This window comes from Streptomyces sp. WELS2, from assembly GCF_013870595.1.
Lineage (GTDB): Bacteria > Actinomycetota > Actinomycetes > Streptomycetales > Streptomycetaceae > Streptomyces.
Genome location: NZ_JACBWZ010000084.1, coordinates 1 through 14650 on the forward strand (window position 1 = coordinate 1; position 14650 = coordinate 14650).

At 71.8% G+C, this 14650-nt stretch carries 12 protein-coding genes and 2 pseudogenes; 7 read left to right on the forward strand and 7 right to left on the reverse strand.

Features of this window, described 5'->3' with window-relative positions; translation table 11 throughout:
- Together H5J33_RS08165 and H5J33_RS08170 are read left to right on the forward strand one after the other, a co-directional pair.
- A pseudogene (locus H5J33_RS08165) lies at positions 1–546 on the forward strand (NUDIX hydrolase); the annotation flags it as partial.
- A 209-nt stretch (positions 547–755) separates the two neighbouring features.
- Positions 756–1586: an MBL fold metallo-hydrolase gene (locus H5J33_RS08170; protein ID WP_181794213.1), complete on the forward strand. Its 831-nt coding sequence runs from the start codon at positions 756–758 to the stop codon at positions 1584–1586.
- A 253-nt stretch (positions 1587–1839) separates the two neighbouring features.
- Here the strand turns inward: H5J33_RS08170 and H5J33_RS08175 are convergent, their stop codons facing one another.
- A complete protein-coding gene (locus H5J33_RS08175; RefSeq protein WP_014674022.1) occupies positions 1840–2514 on the reverse strand; it encodes a Crp/Fnr family transcriptional regulator in 675 nt (224 codons plus the stop codon).
- A gap of 275 nt (positions 2515–2789) precedes the next feature.
- Between H5J33_RS08175 and nth the strand changes: the two genes are divergently transcribed.
- From nth to H5J33_RS08190, 3 genes are all read left to right on the forward strand, one after another.
- Complete coding sequence (nth, locus tag H5J33_RS08180; protein ID WP_181794214.1) at positions 2790–4076, forward strand: endonuclease III; 1287 nt, start codon at positions 2790–2792, stop codon at positions 4074–4076.
- A gap of 55 nt (positions 4077–4131) precedes the next feature.
- Positions 4132–4827: a CoA pyrophosphatase gene (locus tag H5J33_RS08185; protein ID WP_181794215.1), complete on the forward strand. Its 696-nt coding sequence runs from the start codon at positions 4132–4134 to the stop codon at positions 4825–4827.
- Between the two features lie 88 nt (positions 4828–4915).
- Positions 4916–6115 carry a MarP family serine protease gene (locus H5J33_RS08190; RefSeq protein ID WP_181794216.1) on the forward strand — a complete coding sequence of 400 codons (1200 nt, stop codon included), beginning with the start codon at positions 4916–4918 and terminating at the stop codon, positions 6113–6115.
- 16 nt (positions 6116–6131) lie between these two features.
- On the opposite strand, the gene H5J33_RS37295 is transcribed toward H5J33_RS08190, so the two are convergent.
- The 5 genes from H5J33_RS37295 to acs form a co-directional block, all read right to left on the reverse strand.
- A complete protein-coding gene (locus tag H5J33_RS37295) occupies positions 6132–6311 on the reverse strand; it encodes a hypothetical protein (protein WP_258564957.1) in 180 nt (59 codons plus the stop codon).
- 140 nt (positions 6312–6451) lie between these two features.
- Complete coding sequence (locus H5J33_RS08195; protein ID WP_181794217.1) at positions 6452–7387, reverse strand: alpha/beta fold hydrolase; 936 nt, start codon at positions 7385–7387, stop codon at positions 6452–6454.
- The gene (locus tag H5J33_RS08200; protein ID WP_030606372.1) at positions 7384–7872 is read right to left on the reverse strand and encodes a phage holin family protein; all 489 of its coding nucleotides are present in this window, start codon (positions 7870–7872) and stop codon (positions 7384–7386) included. The genes H5J33_RS08195 and H5J33_RS08200 overlap by 4 nt, the downstream gene beginning before the upstream one ends.
- A 122-nt stretch (positions 7873–7994) precedes the next feature.
- Positions 7995–9425 carry a Na+/H+ antiporter NhaA gene (gene nhaA, locus H5J33_RS08205; RefSeq protein ID WP_181794218.1) on the reverse strand — a complete coding sequence of 477 codons (1431 nt, stop codon included), beginning with the start codon at positions 9423–9425 and terminating at the stop codon, positions 7995–7997.
- 208 nt (positions 9426–9633) lie between these two features.
- Complete coding sequence (gene acs / locus H5J33_RS08210) at positions 9634–11589, reverse strand: acetate--CoA ligase (protein WP_181794219.1); 1956 nt, start codon at positions 11587–11589, stop codon at positions 9634–9636.
- Positions 11590–11987: 398 nt separating this feature from the next.
- Here acs and H5J33_RS08215 point away from each other — a divergent pair, with 398 nt between their 5' ends.
- Complete coding sequence (locus tag H5J33_RS08215; RefSeq protein WP_181794220.1) at positions 11988–13253, forward strand: hypothetical protein; 1266 nt, start codon at positions 11988–11990, stop codon at positions 13251–13253.
- 3 nt (positions 13254–13256) lie between these two features.
- Here the strand turns inward: H5J33_RS08215 and H5J33_RS08220 are convergent, their stop codons facing one another.
- Positions 13257–14237 (reverse strand): ATP-binding protein, encoded by a 981-nt coding sequence (locus tag H5J33_RS08220; RefSeq protein ID WP_181794221.1) that lies wholly within the window; start codon positions 14235–14237, stop codon positions 13257–13259.
- A 101-nt stretch (positions 14238–14338) separates the two neighbouring features.
- Between H5J33_RS08220 and H5J33_RS08225 the strand changes: the two are divergent.
- Positions 14339–14650, forward strand: a pseudogene (locus H5J33_RS08225) (oxidoreductase); the annotation flags it as partial.

Genomic DNA, 14650 nt, shown 5'->3' on the forward strand with positions numbered 1-14650 from the left:
GAGGAGGCCGGCGTGCTGCTCGCCGGTCCCGGCCCGGACTCGGTCGTCGGCGACACCACGGGGGACGACTGGGAGGCCGACCGCGCCGCCCTGGTCGCGCGTGAGCTGTCCTTCGCGGAGTTCCTCGACCGGCGCGGCCTGGTGCTGCGCTCGGACCTGCTGGGCGCCTGGGCCCGCTGGATCACCCCGGAGTTCGAGGCCCGCCGCTACGACACGTGGTTCTTCGTGGCGACCCTGCCCGAGGGGCAGCGCACCCGCAACGCCTCCACGGAGGCCGACCGCACGGTGTGGATCCGCCCCGCCGAGGCCGCCGCCGGGTACGACCGGGGCGAGCTGCTGATGATGCCGCCCACCATCGCCACCCTGCGCCGGCTGCTTCCCTACGGCACCGCCGCCGAGGCACTGGCCGCCGCGCCCGCGCGCGACATGACGCCCGTACGGGCGACCGCCCGCCTCGACGGCGACGAGATCGTCCTCTCCTGGCCGGGGCACGAGGAGTTCACCAAGCACATCCCCACGGAGGCGGAACCGACGGCCGCGGAGCCGACGGGGCGGGCGGCGCCGGAGACGGCCGTAGCGCCTACGACGGCATCTACGGGGCCCGGGAAGCCCGGGGGACCGGCACCTGCGGGCTCCGGGAAGCCCGGGGCGTCGGCGGACGGCCCGGTGGACGCCTCGGCCGGTGCCCGCCCGGCCACGCCCGTGACCACGTCCACACCCACGACCACCCCTTCGACCACCGGTGGAGGTCCCGCATGACCGACGCGAGCGCGCTGCCGGGCCAGCCCCGGGGCGGAGCGCTGTCCGGGCCGGCCACCGAACGGGCGGTCAACGTCCTCGCGCCCAACGCCTCCGCGATGACCCTGGACGGCACCAACACCTGGATCGTCGCCGAGCCCGACTCCGGCCTGGCCGTGGTGATCGACCCCGGCCCGCTCGACGACGGCCACCTCCGCAACGTCGTGGACACGGCGGAGAAGGCCGGCAAGCGGATAGCCCTGACCCTGCTGACCCACGGTCACCCCGACCACGCCGAGGGCGCCGCCCGGTTCGCCGAGCTGACCGGCACGCGCGTGCGTGCCCTGGACCCGGCCCTGCGGCTCGGCGACGAGGGGCTGGCCGCCGGGGACGTGATCACCGTCGGCGGCCTGGAGCTGCGGGTCGTACCCACCCCCGGGCACACCGCGGACTCGCTGTCCTTCCACCTCCCCGCCGACCGGGCGGTGCTGACCGGCGACACCATCCTCGGGCGCGGTACGACGGTCGTGGCGCACCCGGACGGCAGGCTCGGGGACTATCTGGACTCCCTGCGGCGGCTGCGGTCCCTGACGGTGGACGACGGGGTGCACACCGTCCTGCCGGGCCACGGGCCGGTCCTGGAGGACGCCCAGGGCGCCGTGGAGTTCTACCTCGCCCACCGCGCCCACCGGCTCGCCCAGGTGGAGACCGCGGTCGAGAACGGCCACCGCACCCCGGCCGAGGTCGTCGCCCAGGTCTACGCCGACGTGGACCGCTCGCTGTGGCCGGCGGCGGAACTGTCGGTCCGGGCCCAGCTGGACTACCTCGGCGAGCACGGGCTGATCTAGGGTCTGTCGTTCGGCCCACGCCGCGGACGCGGGGCCTGGCACGCACATCCGCGGCGTTGTCGTCGGTGGTCAACGCTCCGCGTCGTCGCCCTCCTCCGCCTTGCGTTCGCACGCACCAGGCGCCGCTCACCGGCATGACAGGGCGCCGCCGATGCCCCGCGACCTGATCCCAACGACAGGCCCTGGCCCGGGCACGACGACGGGGCCCGGCTCGTGCGAGCGGGGCCCCGTCGTCGTACGGCCGAGGCGGGCGTCAGCGCGATCGCTTGGCCAGCCGCTCCACGTCCAGCAGGATCACGGCGCGCGCCTCCAGGCGGAGCCAGCCGCGCTGGGCGAAGTCGGCGAGGGCCTTGTTCACGGTCTCGCGGGAGGCGCCGACCAGCTGGGCCAGCTCCTCCTGGGTCAGGTCGTGGACGACGTGGATGCCCTCCTCGGACTGCACGCCGAAGCGGCGCGAGAGGTCCAGCAGGGCGCGGGCCACCCGGCCGGGGACATCGGAGAAGACCAGGTCGGACATGGCGTCGTTGGTCTTGCGCAGCCGCCGGGCGACGGCCCGTAGCAGCGCGCCGGCCACCTCGGGGCGGGCGTTCAGCCAGGGCTGGAGGTCACCGTGGCCGAGACCGAGCAGCTTGACCTCGGTCAGCGCGGTCGCGGTGGCGGTGCGGGGGCCCGGGTCGAACAGCGACAGTTCGCCGATGAGTTCGCCGGGGCCGACGACGGCCAGCATGTTCTCCCGGCCGTCGGGGGAGGTGCGGTGCAGCTTGACCTTGCCTTCGGTGACGACGTACAGCCGGTCCCCGGGGTCGCCCTCGTGGAACAGGGAATCGCCGCGTGCGAGGGTCACCTCACTCATGGAGGCGCGAAGCTCCGCGGCCTGCTCGTCGTCGAGAGCCGCGAAGAGCGGGTTGCGCCGCAGAACGTCGTCCACGAGTTCTCTCCTTGTCGACCTGCTCAGGGGATCTTGCTCCCCCGTGTGCCAGGGGACCGTGTTCCCCATTTTGCCGGACGGTCCAAACAGTGTGATCTGTCACAAGGATGCCGCACACGTCTCCCGGGGTAAGCGTCAGGGGTCCGATCGGGGGCCGCTCCGCCGGGTCCGGGGCGGATGTCGGCGCCGGGCTTTAGGCTGGCCGGGTGTCCAAATCGCCGGTGACAGCACAGGACAAGGGGGCTGGGCGGGTGGTTGTACGTCGCGATTCCGCTGTGGGCGAACGCGCGCCCGATGGAAGTAGTAAAACGGGCAAATCGGCTAAAAAGGCTGTCGGTGCGGAGGGGGGGACCTCGCCCGCGAAGAAGACGGCGAAGAAGGTCACGAAGCGGGCCGCGAAGCCCGCCGGGGCGCCTGCCGAGACGCCCGCTGAGAAGGCCGCCGCGAAGAAGGCGGCACCGGCGGCCGAGAAGTCGGCACCCGCGAAGAAGGCCGCTTCCGCCAAGACGGCCGCTTCCGCCAAGAAGGCCGCGGCTTCCAAGGCCACCGCCACGAAGAGCACGCCCGCCAAGAAGACCGCCCGGGCCGAGAAGGCCACGCCGGCCAAGAAGTCGGCTCCCGCCAAGAAGTCGGCTCCCGCCAAGAAGTCGGCTCCCGCAAAGAAGGCCGCTCCCGCCGGGAAGGCCGCGGTCGCCAAGAAGGTGAAGCCGGCCGACGTGGTCCTCCCCGCCGAAGCCGTCGTAGAGAAGGCCGCGCCCGTCAAGAAGATCACCGTCCGTCCGCCGAGCGGCGAGTCCCCCACCGCCCTGGTCCGCCGCGCCCGCCGCATCAACCGCGAGCTGGCCGAGGTGTACCCCTACGCCCACCCCGAGCTGGACTTCGAGAACCCCTTCCAGCTGCTGGTCGCCACCGTGCTGTCGGCCCAGACCACCGACCTGCGCGTCAACCAGACCACCCCGGCGCTCTTCGCCCGGTACCCCACCCCCGAGGACCTCGCCGCCGCCGACCCGGAGGAGGTCGAGGGGATCCTGCGTCCCTGCGGCTTCTTCCGGGCCAAGACGAGGTCGGTCATAGGGCTCTCCAAGTCGCTCGTCGAGAACTTCGGCGGCGAGGTGCCCGGCCGGCTGGAGGACCTGGTCACGCTGCCCGGCGTGGGCCGCAAGACGGCATTTGTCGTCCTCGGCAACGCCTTCGGCCGGCCCGGGATCACCGTCGACACCCACTTCCAGCGGCTCGTGCGGCGCTGGAAGTGGACCGACGAGACCGACCCGGACAAGATCGAGGCCGCCGTCGGCGCGCTCTTCCCGAAGAGCGAGTGGACCGACCTGTCGCACCACGTCATCTGGCACGGCCGGCGCATCTGCCACGCCCGCAAGCCCGCCTGCGGCGCCTGCCCCATCGCCGCCCTGTGCCCGGCGTACGGCGAGGGCGAGACCGACCCGGAGAAGGCGAAGAAGCTGCTGAAGTACGAGAAGGGCGGCTTCCCGGGCCAGCGCCTCAACCCACCGCGGGCCTATCTCGACGCCGGCGGCAAACCGGCGCCGCCCCTGGGGGCCGCGTGACGGAACGATCTCGGCGCCCTCGGGCGTTGGACAGGGCAGGACGACGGGGGTGGCGATGACGAGGACGAGCGGCACACAGGACGGCCCGCTGACGCTCAGCAGCGCGGGGCTGCCGGACTGGCTGGCGCCGGTCCTGCGCGTCGCGGAGACGGTCGAGCCGGCGCAGCTGAGCCGCTTCCTGCCGCCGGAGAACGGCTCGGGGCGGCAGTCGGCCGTGCTGATCCTGTTCGGCGAGGGCGAGCGCGGCCCGGAACTGCTGCTCATGGAGCGCGCGGGCTCCCTGCGCTCGCACCCCGGCCAGCCGTCCTTCCCGGGCGGCGCGCTGGATCCGGAGGACGGCGATCCGCAGGGCGAGGGGCCGCTGCGGGCCGCGCTGCGCGAGGCGCGCGAGGAGACCGGGCTGGACCCGTCGGGCGTGCAGCTCTTCGGCGTGCTGCCCCGGCTGTACATCCCGGTCAGCCGCTTCGTCGTGACGCCCGTGCTGGGCTGGTGGCGCGCGCCCAGCCCGGTCGGCGTGGTCGACCCGAACGAGACGGCCCGGGTCTTCACCGTGCCCGTGGCGGATCTCACGGACCCCGCCAACCGCGCCACCGCCGTCCACCCCAGCGGCCACAGCGGCCCGGCGTTCCTGGTCGAATCCGCCCTGGTGTGGGGCTTCACGGCCGGGGTGATCGACCGCCTGCTGCACTACGCGGGCTGGGAGCGCCCCTGGGACCGGGGCAAGCGGGTCCCGCTCGACTGGCGCGCGTGACAGGGTGATCCACGTGCTAATCCCCGGGGGGCGGCCCCGGGCCCGGCCGAGCTGCTGGGAGCGGAGTGAGTAGGCGAGGCCTGAAGCAGTGAACGTGCTGGACATCCTGTTGCTCGTCGCGGCCGTGTGGTTCGCGGTGGTGGGTTACCGCCAGGGCTTCGTCGTCGGCATCCTGTCGGTGACCGGGTTCCTCGGCGGTGGCCTGCTCGCCGTGTACGCGCTGCCCGTGATCTGGGACGCCACGACCGGCAAGGAGGAGGTAGGCACCACCGCCGCCGTCGTGGCCGTGGTCGTCGTGATCGTCTGTGCCTCCGTGGGGCAGGCCCTGACCACCCATCTCGGCAACAAGCTGCGCCGGCACATCACCTGGTCCCCGGCCCGCGCCCTGGACGCCACCGGCGGCGCGCTGGTCAACGTGGTCGCGATGCTCCTGGTGGCCTGGCTGATCGGGTCCGCCCTGGCCGGTACGACCCTGCCCACGCTCGGCAAGGAGGTCCGGGGCTCCAAGGTGCTGCTCGGCGTCTCCCGGGCGCTGCCCGAGCAGGCCGACACCTGGTTCGCGGACTTCTCCTCGGTGCTGGCGCAGAACGGCTTCCCGCAGGTCTTCAGCCCGTTCGCGGACGAGCCGATCAAGGACGTGCGGCCGCCCGACCCGGCGCTCGCGGGCAGCCCGGTCGCCCAGCGCGCCCGGAACTCCATCGTCAAGGTCACCGGCACCGCCCAGAGCTGCGGCAAGGTCCTGGAGGGCACCGGCTTCGTGTTCGCCGACCGGCGCGTGATGACCAACGCGCACGTGGTCGGCGGTGTCGACGCGCCGCGGGTGCAGATCGGCGGTGAGGGCCGCAAGTACGACGCCCGGGTGGTGCTGTACGACTGGGAGCGCGACATCGCCGTACTCGACGTGCCCGACCTGCGGGCGAACGCGCTGCGGTTCACCCGCGAGGACGCGGCCGGAGGGGACGGCGCCATCGTCGCGGGCTTCCCGGAGAACGGCGCGTACGACGTGCGCGCCGCGCGCGTGCGCGGGCGCATCACGGCCAGCGGAGCGGACATCTACCACCGCGGCACGGTCCGCCGCGATGTCTACTCCCTGTACGCCGTCGTCCGGCAGGGCAACTCCGGCGGCCCGCTGCTCACTCCGGACGGGGAGGTGTACGGCGTGGTGTTCGCGAAGTCACTCGACGACGCGGACACGGGGTACGCGCTGACGGCGGACGAGATCCGGGCCGACATCGAGCGGGGTCGTACGGCGAACGAGCAGGTGGGTACGGACAGCTGCGCCCTGTAGGGCGGCGCGGCGGCGGTCAGCCCCGCGGGTGACGCAGACGCACCGAGACCCAGCGGGCCCGGCGGCGCAGGATGCGCGGGATCCCCACCCTCGGGTCGCCCACCGCGAGTTGCTGCGTGACCCGCTGGGGCGTGCCCGGACCCGTGGCCGAGCGGCGGTTGCGGGGTGCGTCACTGTAGTCGTGCGTCCAGCCCATACCCCGACGTGTGCCCCCGCCCGAAGGTCGATAACCGCCCGCGCGCCCCCTAATTGGCCTATGCGCAAGGCATGTGGCGGGTCGGGGGACACGGGTGGGGAACCGGATGCCGGACGCCTCGGAATCCGGCCCCCGGACGGTCACCGGTCCGGCTCGGGATCCTTCAGCCAGTTGACCAGTTCCGTGGAGAACGCGGCCGGGTCCTCCTCGTGCGGGAAGTGACCGAGACCGTCGAACAGGCGCCAGCGGTACGGCGCTTCGACGTACTCCCCGGAACCGGCCGCGCTGCGGGTCCGGGTCACCGGGTCCAGCGAGCCGTGCAGATGCAGCGTCGGCACCCGCACGGGCCGCTTCATCCTGCGGTAGAACTGCACCCCGTCGGGGCGGGCCAGGGAGCGCACCAGCCAGCGGTACGGCTCGATGGAACAGTGCGCCGTGGAGGGGATGCACATGGCCCGCCGGTACGTCTCCACGGCCGCGTCCTCCGGCGGGCGCGGCCCGGACCAGTCCCGGATCAGCCGGCCCACCAGCGCGCCCCCGTCGGCGGTCAGTTGGCGCTCGGGCAGCCACGGCCGCTGGAATCCCCAGATGTAGGAGTTGGCGGCCGTCTGCCGGGCGTCCCGCAGCATCGCCGCGCGCCAGCGTCGCGGGTGCGGCATGGACACCACCGCCAGGCGCCGGACCAGCTTGGGCCGCATGGCCGCCGCCGTCCACGCCAGGTAGCCGCCGAGGTCGTGGCCGACCAGGGCGGCGTCCGGCTCGCCGAGCGAGCGGATCACCCCGGTGACGTCGAGCGCCAGGTTGGCGGGGTCGTACCCGCGGGGCGTGCGGTCGCTGCCGCCGACGCCCCGCAGGTCCATCGCCACCGCCCGGTAGCCCGCGTCGGCGAGCGCGGTCAGCTGGTGCCGCCACGTCCACCAGAACTGCGGGAAACCGTGCAGAAGCAGCACCAGGGGCCCGTCGCCCAGCTCCGCGATGTGGAAGCGGGCGCCGTTGGCGGCGACATCCCGGTGCGTGACCCGGGTCCCGTCCGGGAGGTCGATCCGCACGGGCGAGGGGGCGGCTGGGTCCGTCATGACGACGAGCGTGCCACAGCCTCGATGGCGGCGGGAGCCGGTTCGCCGGGCAGCTCCGGACGCGGGTGCGGCTTGGCGTTCTGCAGGACGCCCGCCGACTCCTTCATCGAGGCGGCCACCTTCTGCGGGCCCTTGCCCTTCTTGGCCTTCTTGGCGAACACCACGCCGATGAGCCCGAGCAGACCGGCCACCAGCACGTTGGCCGCGAAGGACAGCACGAAGCAGATCGCCAGGTTCCAGTGGCTCCAGGTGCGGATGCCGTACGCCAGGGCGAAGTTGAGCATCGGCAGGGAGAACACCAGGACCGCGCCCGCCATCGAGAAGGCGCCGCCGCTCACCGCGCCGCGCTTCACGTCCTGCTTGAGCTGGGCCTTGGCCAGCGCGATCTCGTCGTGCACCAGCGCCGACAATTCGGTCGTCGCCGAGGCGAACAGCTGGCCGATACTGCGTTCGGCGCCGACCGGGCTGCCGTCGGGTGCGCTCATCGCGTTCTCCCTCAGAGGTCTCGTGCCGCACATGTGCTGTGGGGACGGCCGTCGTGCTCGTACGGCCGTCCGGGTAGCCGTCGCGCGCGTGCGGCCGTCTTGTTTTGTACCGTCTCGTCAGATCATGCCGGACGGTCGCGCTCCTCGCCTGCCCCGCCCGGCACTTCCGCAAGCCCGCGGCGTGCCTCGGCGGCCAGCCGCCGGTGTTCGGCGGCCTTGCGCTCGTGGATCTCGGCCATCCGGAGGTGGTACGCCGGGTCGCCCTGCTCGTAGACGTCCGGGATCCCGTCGAGGTCCTCGTCGCGCTCCTCTTCCTCGCACAGCCTGCGGTACCGGTCGTTGCGCAGCTTCAGCAGCATCGTCGCGCACACCGCCGCGATCAGCGATCCGGTGAGGACGGCCGCCTTCACCTCGCCGGTCAGCACGGTGTCGCTCCCGAAGGCCAGCTCGCCGATCAGCAGCGACACGGTGAAGCCGATCCCGGCGAGCGAGGACATCGCGAAGACGTCGGCCCACGCCAGCTCCTCGCTGAGCCGCGCGCGGGTGAAGCGGACGGTCAGCCAGGTGCCGCCGAAGATCCCGATCGTCTTGCCCACGACCAGGCCGAGCACGACACCGAGCGTCTCGGGCCTGGCGAACACGTCCGCGAGCGCCCCGCCGGATATCGACACGCCTGCGCTGAACAGGGCGAACAGCGGTACGGCGAGCCCGGCCGACAGGGGCCGCACCAGATGCTCGATGTGCTCGCCCGGCGAGTGCTGCTCACCCTCCCGGGTGGTGCAGCGCAGCATCAGGCCCATCGCCACGCCGGCGATGGTGGCGTGCACGCCGCTGTTGTACATCAGCGCCCAGATGACGACGGCGAGCGGTACGTACACGTACCAGCCGCGCACCCCCTTGCGCAGCAGCAGCCAGAAGACGGCGAGCCCGGCGGCGGCCCCGCCGAGGGCGGCGAGGTTCAGCCGGTCGGTGAAGAAGACCGCGATGATCAGGATCGCGAAGAGGTCGTCGACGACCGCCAGGGTGAGCAGGAAGGCGCGCAGGGCGCTGGGCAGGGAGGTGCCGATGACCGCGAGCACGGCGAGCGCGAAGGCGATGTCGGTGGCGGTGGGCACCGCCCAGCCCTGGAGGGAGCCGTTCCCGGCGATGCCGGTGAGCGTGTAGACGAGCGCGGGTGCGGCCATCCCGCACAGGGCGGCCACCACGGGCAGCACGGCCGCCTTGGGGTCGCGCAGGTCCCCGGCGACCAGCTCGCGCTTGAGTTCGATGCCGGCGACGAAGAAGAACAGCGCGAGCAGTCCGTCGGCGGCCCAGTGGGCGACGGACAGGTGCAGGCCCAGCGCGCCGGGGCCGAAGTGGAAGCGGCTGACCGTCTCGTAGCTGTGGTGCAGGCCGGGGACGTTCGCCCAGAGCAGGGCGGCCACGGCGGCCAGGAGCAGCAGGACACCGCCGACGGTCTCGGTGCGCAGCGCGTCCGCGATGAAGGTGCGCTCGGGCAGGGACAGGCGCCCGAGAACCTTGCGGACGGTGGTGGGAGTGCGGGGCGCGGTCACGGGAGACCTCCGGAGGCAGGCAGGCGGAATCACATGCCGACCAGACTTCCCGGCGCACCTGAGGTGTCACATGCCGCGACACTTTCCTTAGTTTACCTAAAGTAGCGCGCGCCGGTCCGATGATCTTCACCGTAGCCGCCCTCGGGGCACCCGGCACGTTCGACTGCCGGGTGCCCCGCAGGACGCCGTTCGACTCCTCCCGGTCCGCTCAGTCCTCGCTGGACGTGGCGGGCAGCTTGGCCTGGATGAGATCCATGACGGTGCTGTCGGTCAGGGTGGTCACGTCTCCGAGCCGGCGGTTCTCGGCGACGTCCCGCAGCAGACGGCGCATGATCTTGCCCGAGCGGGTCTTCGGCAGCTCGGCCACCGGCAGGATCCGCTTGGGCTTGGCGATCGGGCCGAGGGTGGCGCCGACGTGGTTGCGCAGCTCGCCGATGAGCGTCTCGGTCTCCGACGCCGAGCCGCGCAGGATGACGAAGGCGACGATGGCCTGGCCGGTGGTCTCGTCCGCGGCGCCCACGACGGCGGCCTCGGCGACCGCCGGGTGCGAGACCAGCGCCGACTCCACCTCGGTGGTGGAGATGTTGTGCCCGGAGACGAGCATCACGTCGTCGACCCGGCCCAGCAGCCAGATGTCTCCGTCCTCGTCCTTCTTCGCGCCGTCGCCGGCGAAGTACTTGCCATCGAAGCGGGACCAGTAGGTGTCGAGGAACCGCTGGTCGTCGCCCCAGATGGTGCGCAGCATCGACGGCCACGGCTCGGTCAGCACCAGGTAGCCGCCGCCGCCGTCGGGCACCTCGTTCGCCTCGTCGTCGACGACCGTCGCGCTGATGCCGGGCAGCGGGCGCTGCGCCGAACCGGGCTTGGCCTCGGTGACGCCGGGCAGCGGCGAGATCATCATCGCGCCGGTCTCGGTCTGCCACCAGGTGTCGACCACGGGGGTGCGGTCGGCGCCGATGTGCTTGCGGTACCAGATCCACGCCTCGGGGTTGATGGGCTCGCCCACCGATCCGAGGACCCGCAGGGAGGACAGGTCGTACTTGGCGGGGATGTCGTCGCCCCACTTCATGAACGTCCGGATCGCGGTCGGCGCGGTGTAGAGGATCGTGACCTTGTACTTCTGCACGATCTCCCAGAACCGGCCCTGGTGCGGGGTGTCCGGCGTGCCCTCGTACATCACCTGCGTCGCGCCGTTGGCCAGCGGGCCGTACACGATGTACGAGTGGCCGGTCACCCAGCCGACGTCGGCCGTGCACCAGTACACGTCCGTCTCCGGCTTGAGGTCGAAGACCGCCCAGTGGGTGTAGGCCGCCTGGGTGAGGTAGCCGCCGGAGGTGTGCAGGATGCCCTTCGGCTTCCCCGTCGTGCCGGAGGTGTAGAGGATGAACAGCGGGTGCTCCGCCTCGAACGCCTCCGGGGTGTGCTCGGCGGACTGCCGACCCACCACGTCGTGCCACCACAGGTCCCGGTCCTCGGTCCAGGCGACCTCCTGGCCGGTACGGCGCACCACCAGCACGTGCTCGACCTGGGTGGCCTTGCCGAGCGCCTCGTCCACGGCGGGCTTGAGCGCGGACGGCTTGCCGCGCCGGTAGCCGCCGTCGGTGGTGATGACGACCTTGGCGTCGGCGTCCTGGATGCGGGTCGCGAGCGCGTCCGCCGAGAAGCCGCCGAAGACCACCGAGTGGGCCGCGCCGATCCGGGCCGAGGCCAGCATCGCGATCGCGGTCTCCGGGATCATCGGCATGTAGATGGCGACCCGGTCGCCCTTGCGTACGCCGAGCTCCAGCAGGGCGTTGGCGGCCCTGGAGACCTCGTCCTTCAGCTCCGCGTAGGTGATCGCGCGGCTGTCCCCGGGCTCGCCCTCGAAGTGGATCGCGACGCGGTCGCCGTGGCCGGCCTCCACATGGCGGTCCACGCAGTTGTAGGCGACGTTCAGCTCGCCGTCCTGGAACCACTTGGCGAACGGCGGGTTGGACCAGTCCAGCGTCTCGGTCGGTTCCTTGGCCCAGGTCAGCCGGCGGGCCTGCTCGGCCCAGAAGCCGAGCCTGTCAGCCTTGGCCTGCTCATACGCCTCCGCGGTGACATTGGCGTGTGCTGCCAGGTCGGCGGGGGGCGCGAACCTGCGTTCTTCCTTCAGCAGGTTGGCCAGGCTCTCGTTGCTCACGACATCTCCCTTTCCAAGGGTGTCCGTTGTGTCCCAGGCCACAGCTCATCAGACCCGGGGGGCCGATGACAAGGGTCGCCGGGAAAATTGGTTTAGACCTGTCGTAAGGCCCGTTGTCCGTCGCCTCCACCCCGTGGGGCGCCGGTTGGCCGGACTGCGCCCGGGTGCGCGGATTTGGTAAAGGAATAGTAATGCCATGTAAAGGTACGGAATAGTTTTTCGGCGTAAATGGAGGAGAGAATCCCCTCTGGGAGTGAATTAATCATTTGATCGGCTTGTCATCTTCATCCCTTCTCGACCCCGTGCGACCTTGGCCGCGCATCGGGGCGAGCCCGGCACATCACCGGAAAAGGCCCAAGTCAGCGTGTGCCTGAGAGAAGGAAGAAGGTGGGCGGAACATGGCCGCCACCCAGAGGATCGCCGTCGGCGCCATGGTCGCCGCGGCCTGCGCGGCGGCACTCGCCGGCTGCGCGGGAGACGCCACCGCCGTGAGGCCCGGGGCGCCCGGCCCGCAGCAGGGTGCCCCGGCGCCGGGCAGTGTGTTCCGGCCGATCGGCGACGGATCCACCGTGTACACCGGAGCCCAGCCGCATCTGCCCAGGCCCGAGCGGCTGAGCCCGGGTCAGAGGCCCCCGCAGTTCGTCGTGTTCTCCTGGGACGGCGCGGGCGAGGACAGTCAGAAACTGTTCTCGCACTTCCGTGAGGTCGCCAAGGAGAACAACGCGACCATGACGTACTTCCTCAGCGGGGTGTACCTGCTGCCGGAGGAGAAACGCGACCTCTACAAGCCGCCCCAGCACTCCCCGGGCCGCTCCGACATCGGGTTCAACGACGAGCGGGGCATCGCCGACACCCTTGAGCAGCTGCGGCTGGCCTGGCTGGAGGGCAACGAGATCGGCACCCACTTCAACGGCCACTTCTGCGGGCCCGAGGGCGGGGTGGGCACCTGGTCGGTGGACGAGTGGAAGAGCGAGATCGCCCAGGCCAAGGCGTTCGTGAAGTCCTGGCGGACCAACACCGGCATGCGGGGCGAGGACCCGCTGCCCTTCGACTACGACAAGGAGCTGATCGGCGCCCGCACCCCCTGCCTGGAGGGGCGCAAGAACTTCGTGAAGGCCGCCCGCGACCTCGGCTTCCGCTACGACTCCAGCGGGGTCGACGACCAGGTCTGGCCCAAGAAGAAGGAGGGGCTGTGGGACCTGTCGATGCAGCTGGTGCCCTTCCCCGGCCACACCTATGAACAGCTGACCATGGACTACAACTTCATGGTCGGCCAGTCCGGCACCCAGACCCAGGGCGACCCCGACAAGTTCGACTACTGGGGCGACCAGATGCGCGACGGCCTCCTCAAGGGCTTCTACCGCGCCTACGACGGCAACCGCGCGCCCCTGGTCATCGGCAACCACTTCGAGTCCTGGAACGGCGGCACCTATATGCGCGCCGTGGAAGAGGTGGTGAAGGAGGTGTGCACCAAGCCCGAGGTGCGCTGTGTCTCCTTCCGGCAGCTGGCCGACTGGCTCGACGCCCAGGACCCGCGGACGCTGGCGCGGCTGCGTTCCCTGGAGGTCGGCGAGGCGCCCCGGCAGGGCTGGGCGTCCTTCCTGTCCGGCAGCGCGGCCCCGGCGCCCAAGGGTGTGCCCGGGGCGCCGGCCGGCCGGCAGTAGGCGTCAGGCGGGGGTCGCCACGCTCTCGCCGAGCACGAAGCCGGGGTCGACCTGCGCCGCCAGGTCGGCCCCGGTGCGCTCGTTCCCCCAGGACTCGGCGTTCTTCAGGTGGAAGTGCACCATCTGACGGGTGTAGCGCTCCCAGTCGCGCCGCTCGTAGGCGGCGTCCACGGCGGCCCGAAGGGTCTCCAGGGCGCGGGCGTTGGCCTCCTCCAGGAGGTCGAACCGGGGCGGGCGGCCCTTCTCCATGGCGCGCACCCAGTCCGAGCGCCCGACCGTCACGAGCAGGTCGTCCCCGACCTCCGCGCGCAGGAAGTCGATGTCGTCCGGCTCGTGGATCTTGTTGCCGACGACCTTGAGGGCCACGCCGAAGTCCCGCGCGTACTCCTTGTACTGGCGGTAGACGGAGACGCCCTTCCGGGTGGGCTCGGCGACGAGGAACGTCATGTCGAAGCGGGTGAACATGCCGGAGGCGAAGGAGTCCGAACCGGCCGTCATGTCGACCACCACGTACTCGTCGGGGCCGTCGACGAGGTGGTTCAGATACAGCTCCACCGCCCCCGTCTTGGAGTGGTAGCAGGAGACCCCCAGGTCGGCGTCCGTGAAGGGACCCGTGACCATCAGCCGGACGGCACCGCCGTCGAGTTCCACCGGACGCGCGCAGGCGTCGTAGACCGGATTGGGCTCGCGCACCCGGACCAGCCGCGATCCCTCGCCGGGCGGAGTCGTCTTGATCATCGTCGCGGCCGAGGCGATGCGCGGGTTGGTGCCGCGCAGATAGTCCTTGATCAGCGTGAGCTGTTCGCCCATGGCGGGCAGTGCCGCCGCCTCCTCCTCGCCGAGGCCCAGGGCGGGGCCGAGGTGCTGGTTGATGTCCGCGTCGATGGCGACCACCGGGGCGCCGGCGGCGGTGAGATGACGGATGAAGAGCGAGGAGAGCGTCGTCTTGCCGCTCCCGCCCTTCCCGACGAAAGCAATTTTCATGTTCACCAAGGGTAGCCGGACGATAGCTGTATGTGGCGCGGCGAAGTGAAGAAGACCACTCCTTCGTGGGGCCGGCCGCCGGGGTGCGTACTGTCGTACCCATGAGTACGACAGGCGCGACCGCCGACCCGCTCTCCGCCTTGGGCGCGCTGCCCGGTGTGGCCGAATCCGTGGAGTCCGTACGCAAGGCCGTGGACCGGGTCTACGGTCACCGCGTGATGCGGCGCCGCAGCAACGAGATCACCTCCGAGGCGGCCCTGCGCGGTGCCCGTGGCTCGGCGGCGCTGTCCGGGGCTGACTGGGCCCTGGAGGAGGTGCGGCGGCGCACCGACTTCGGCGTCGACGCGGAGGCCCGCGTGATGGGCGCGGCCCTGCGGCTCACCGCCGAGGCGGGCCAGCTGCTGTCCATCTGG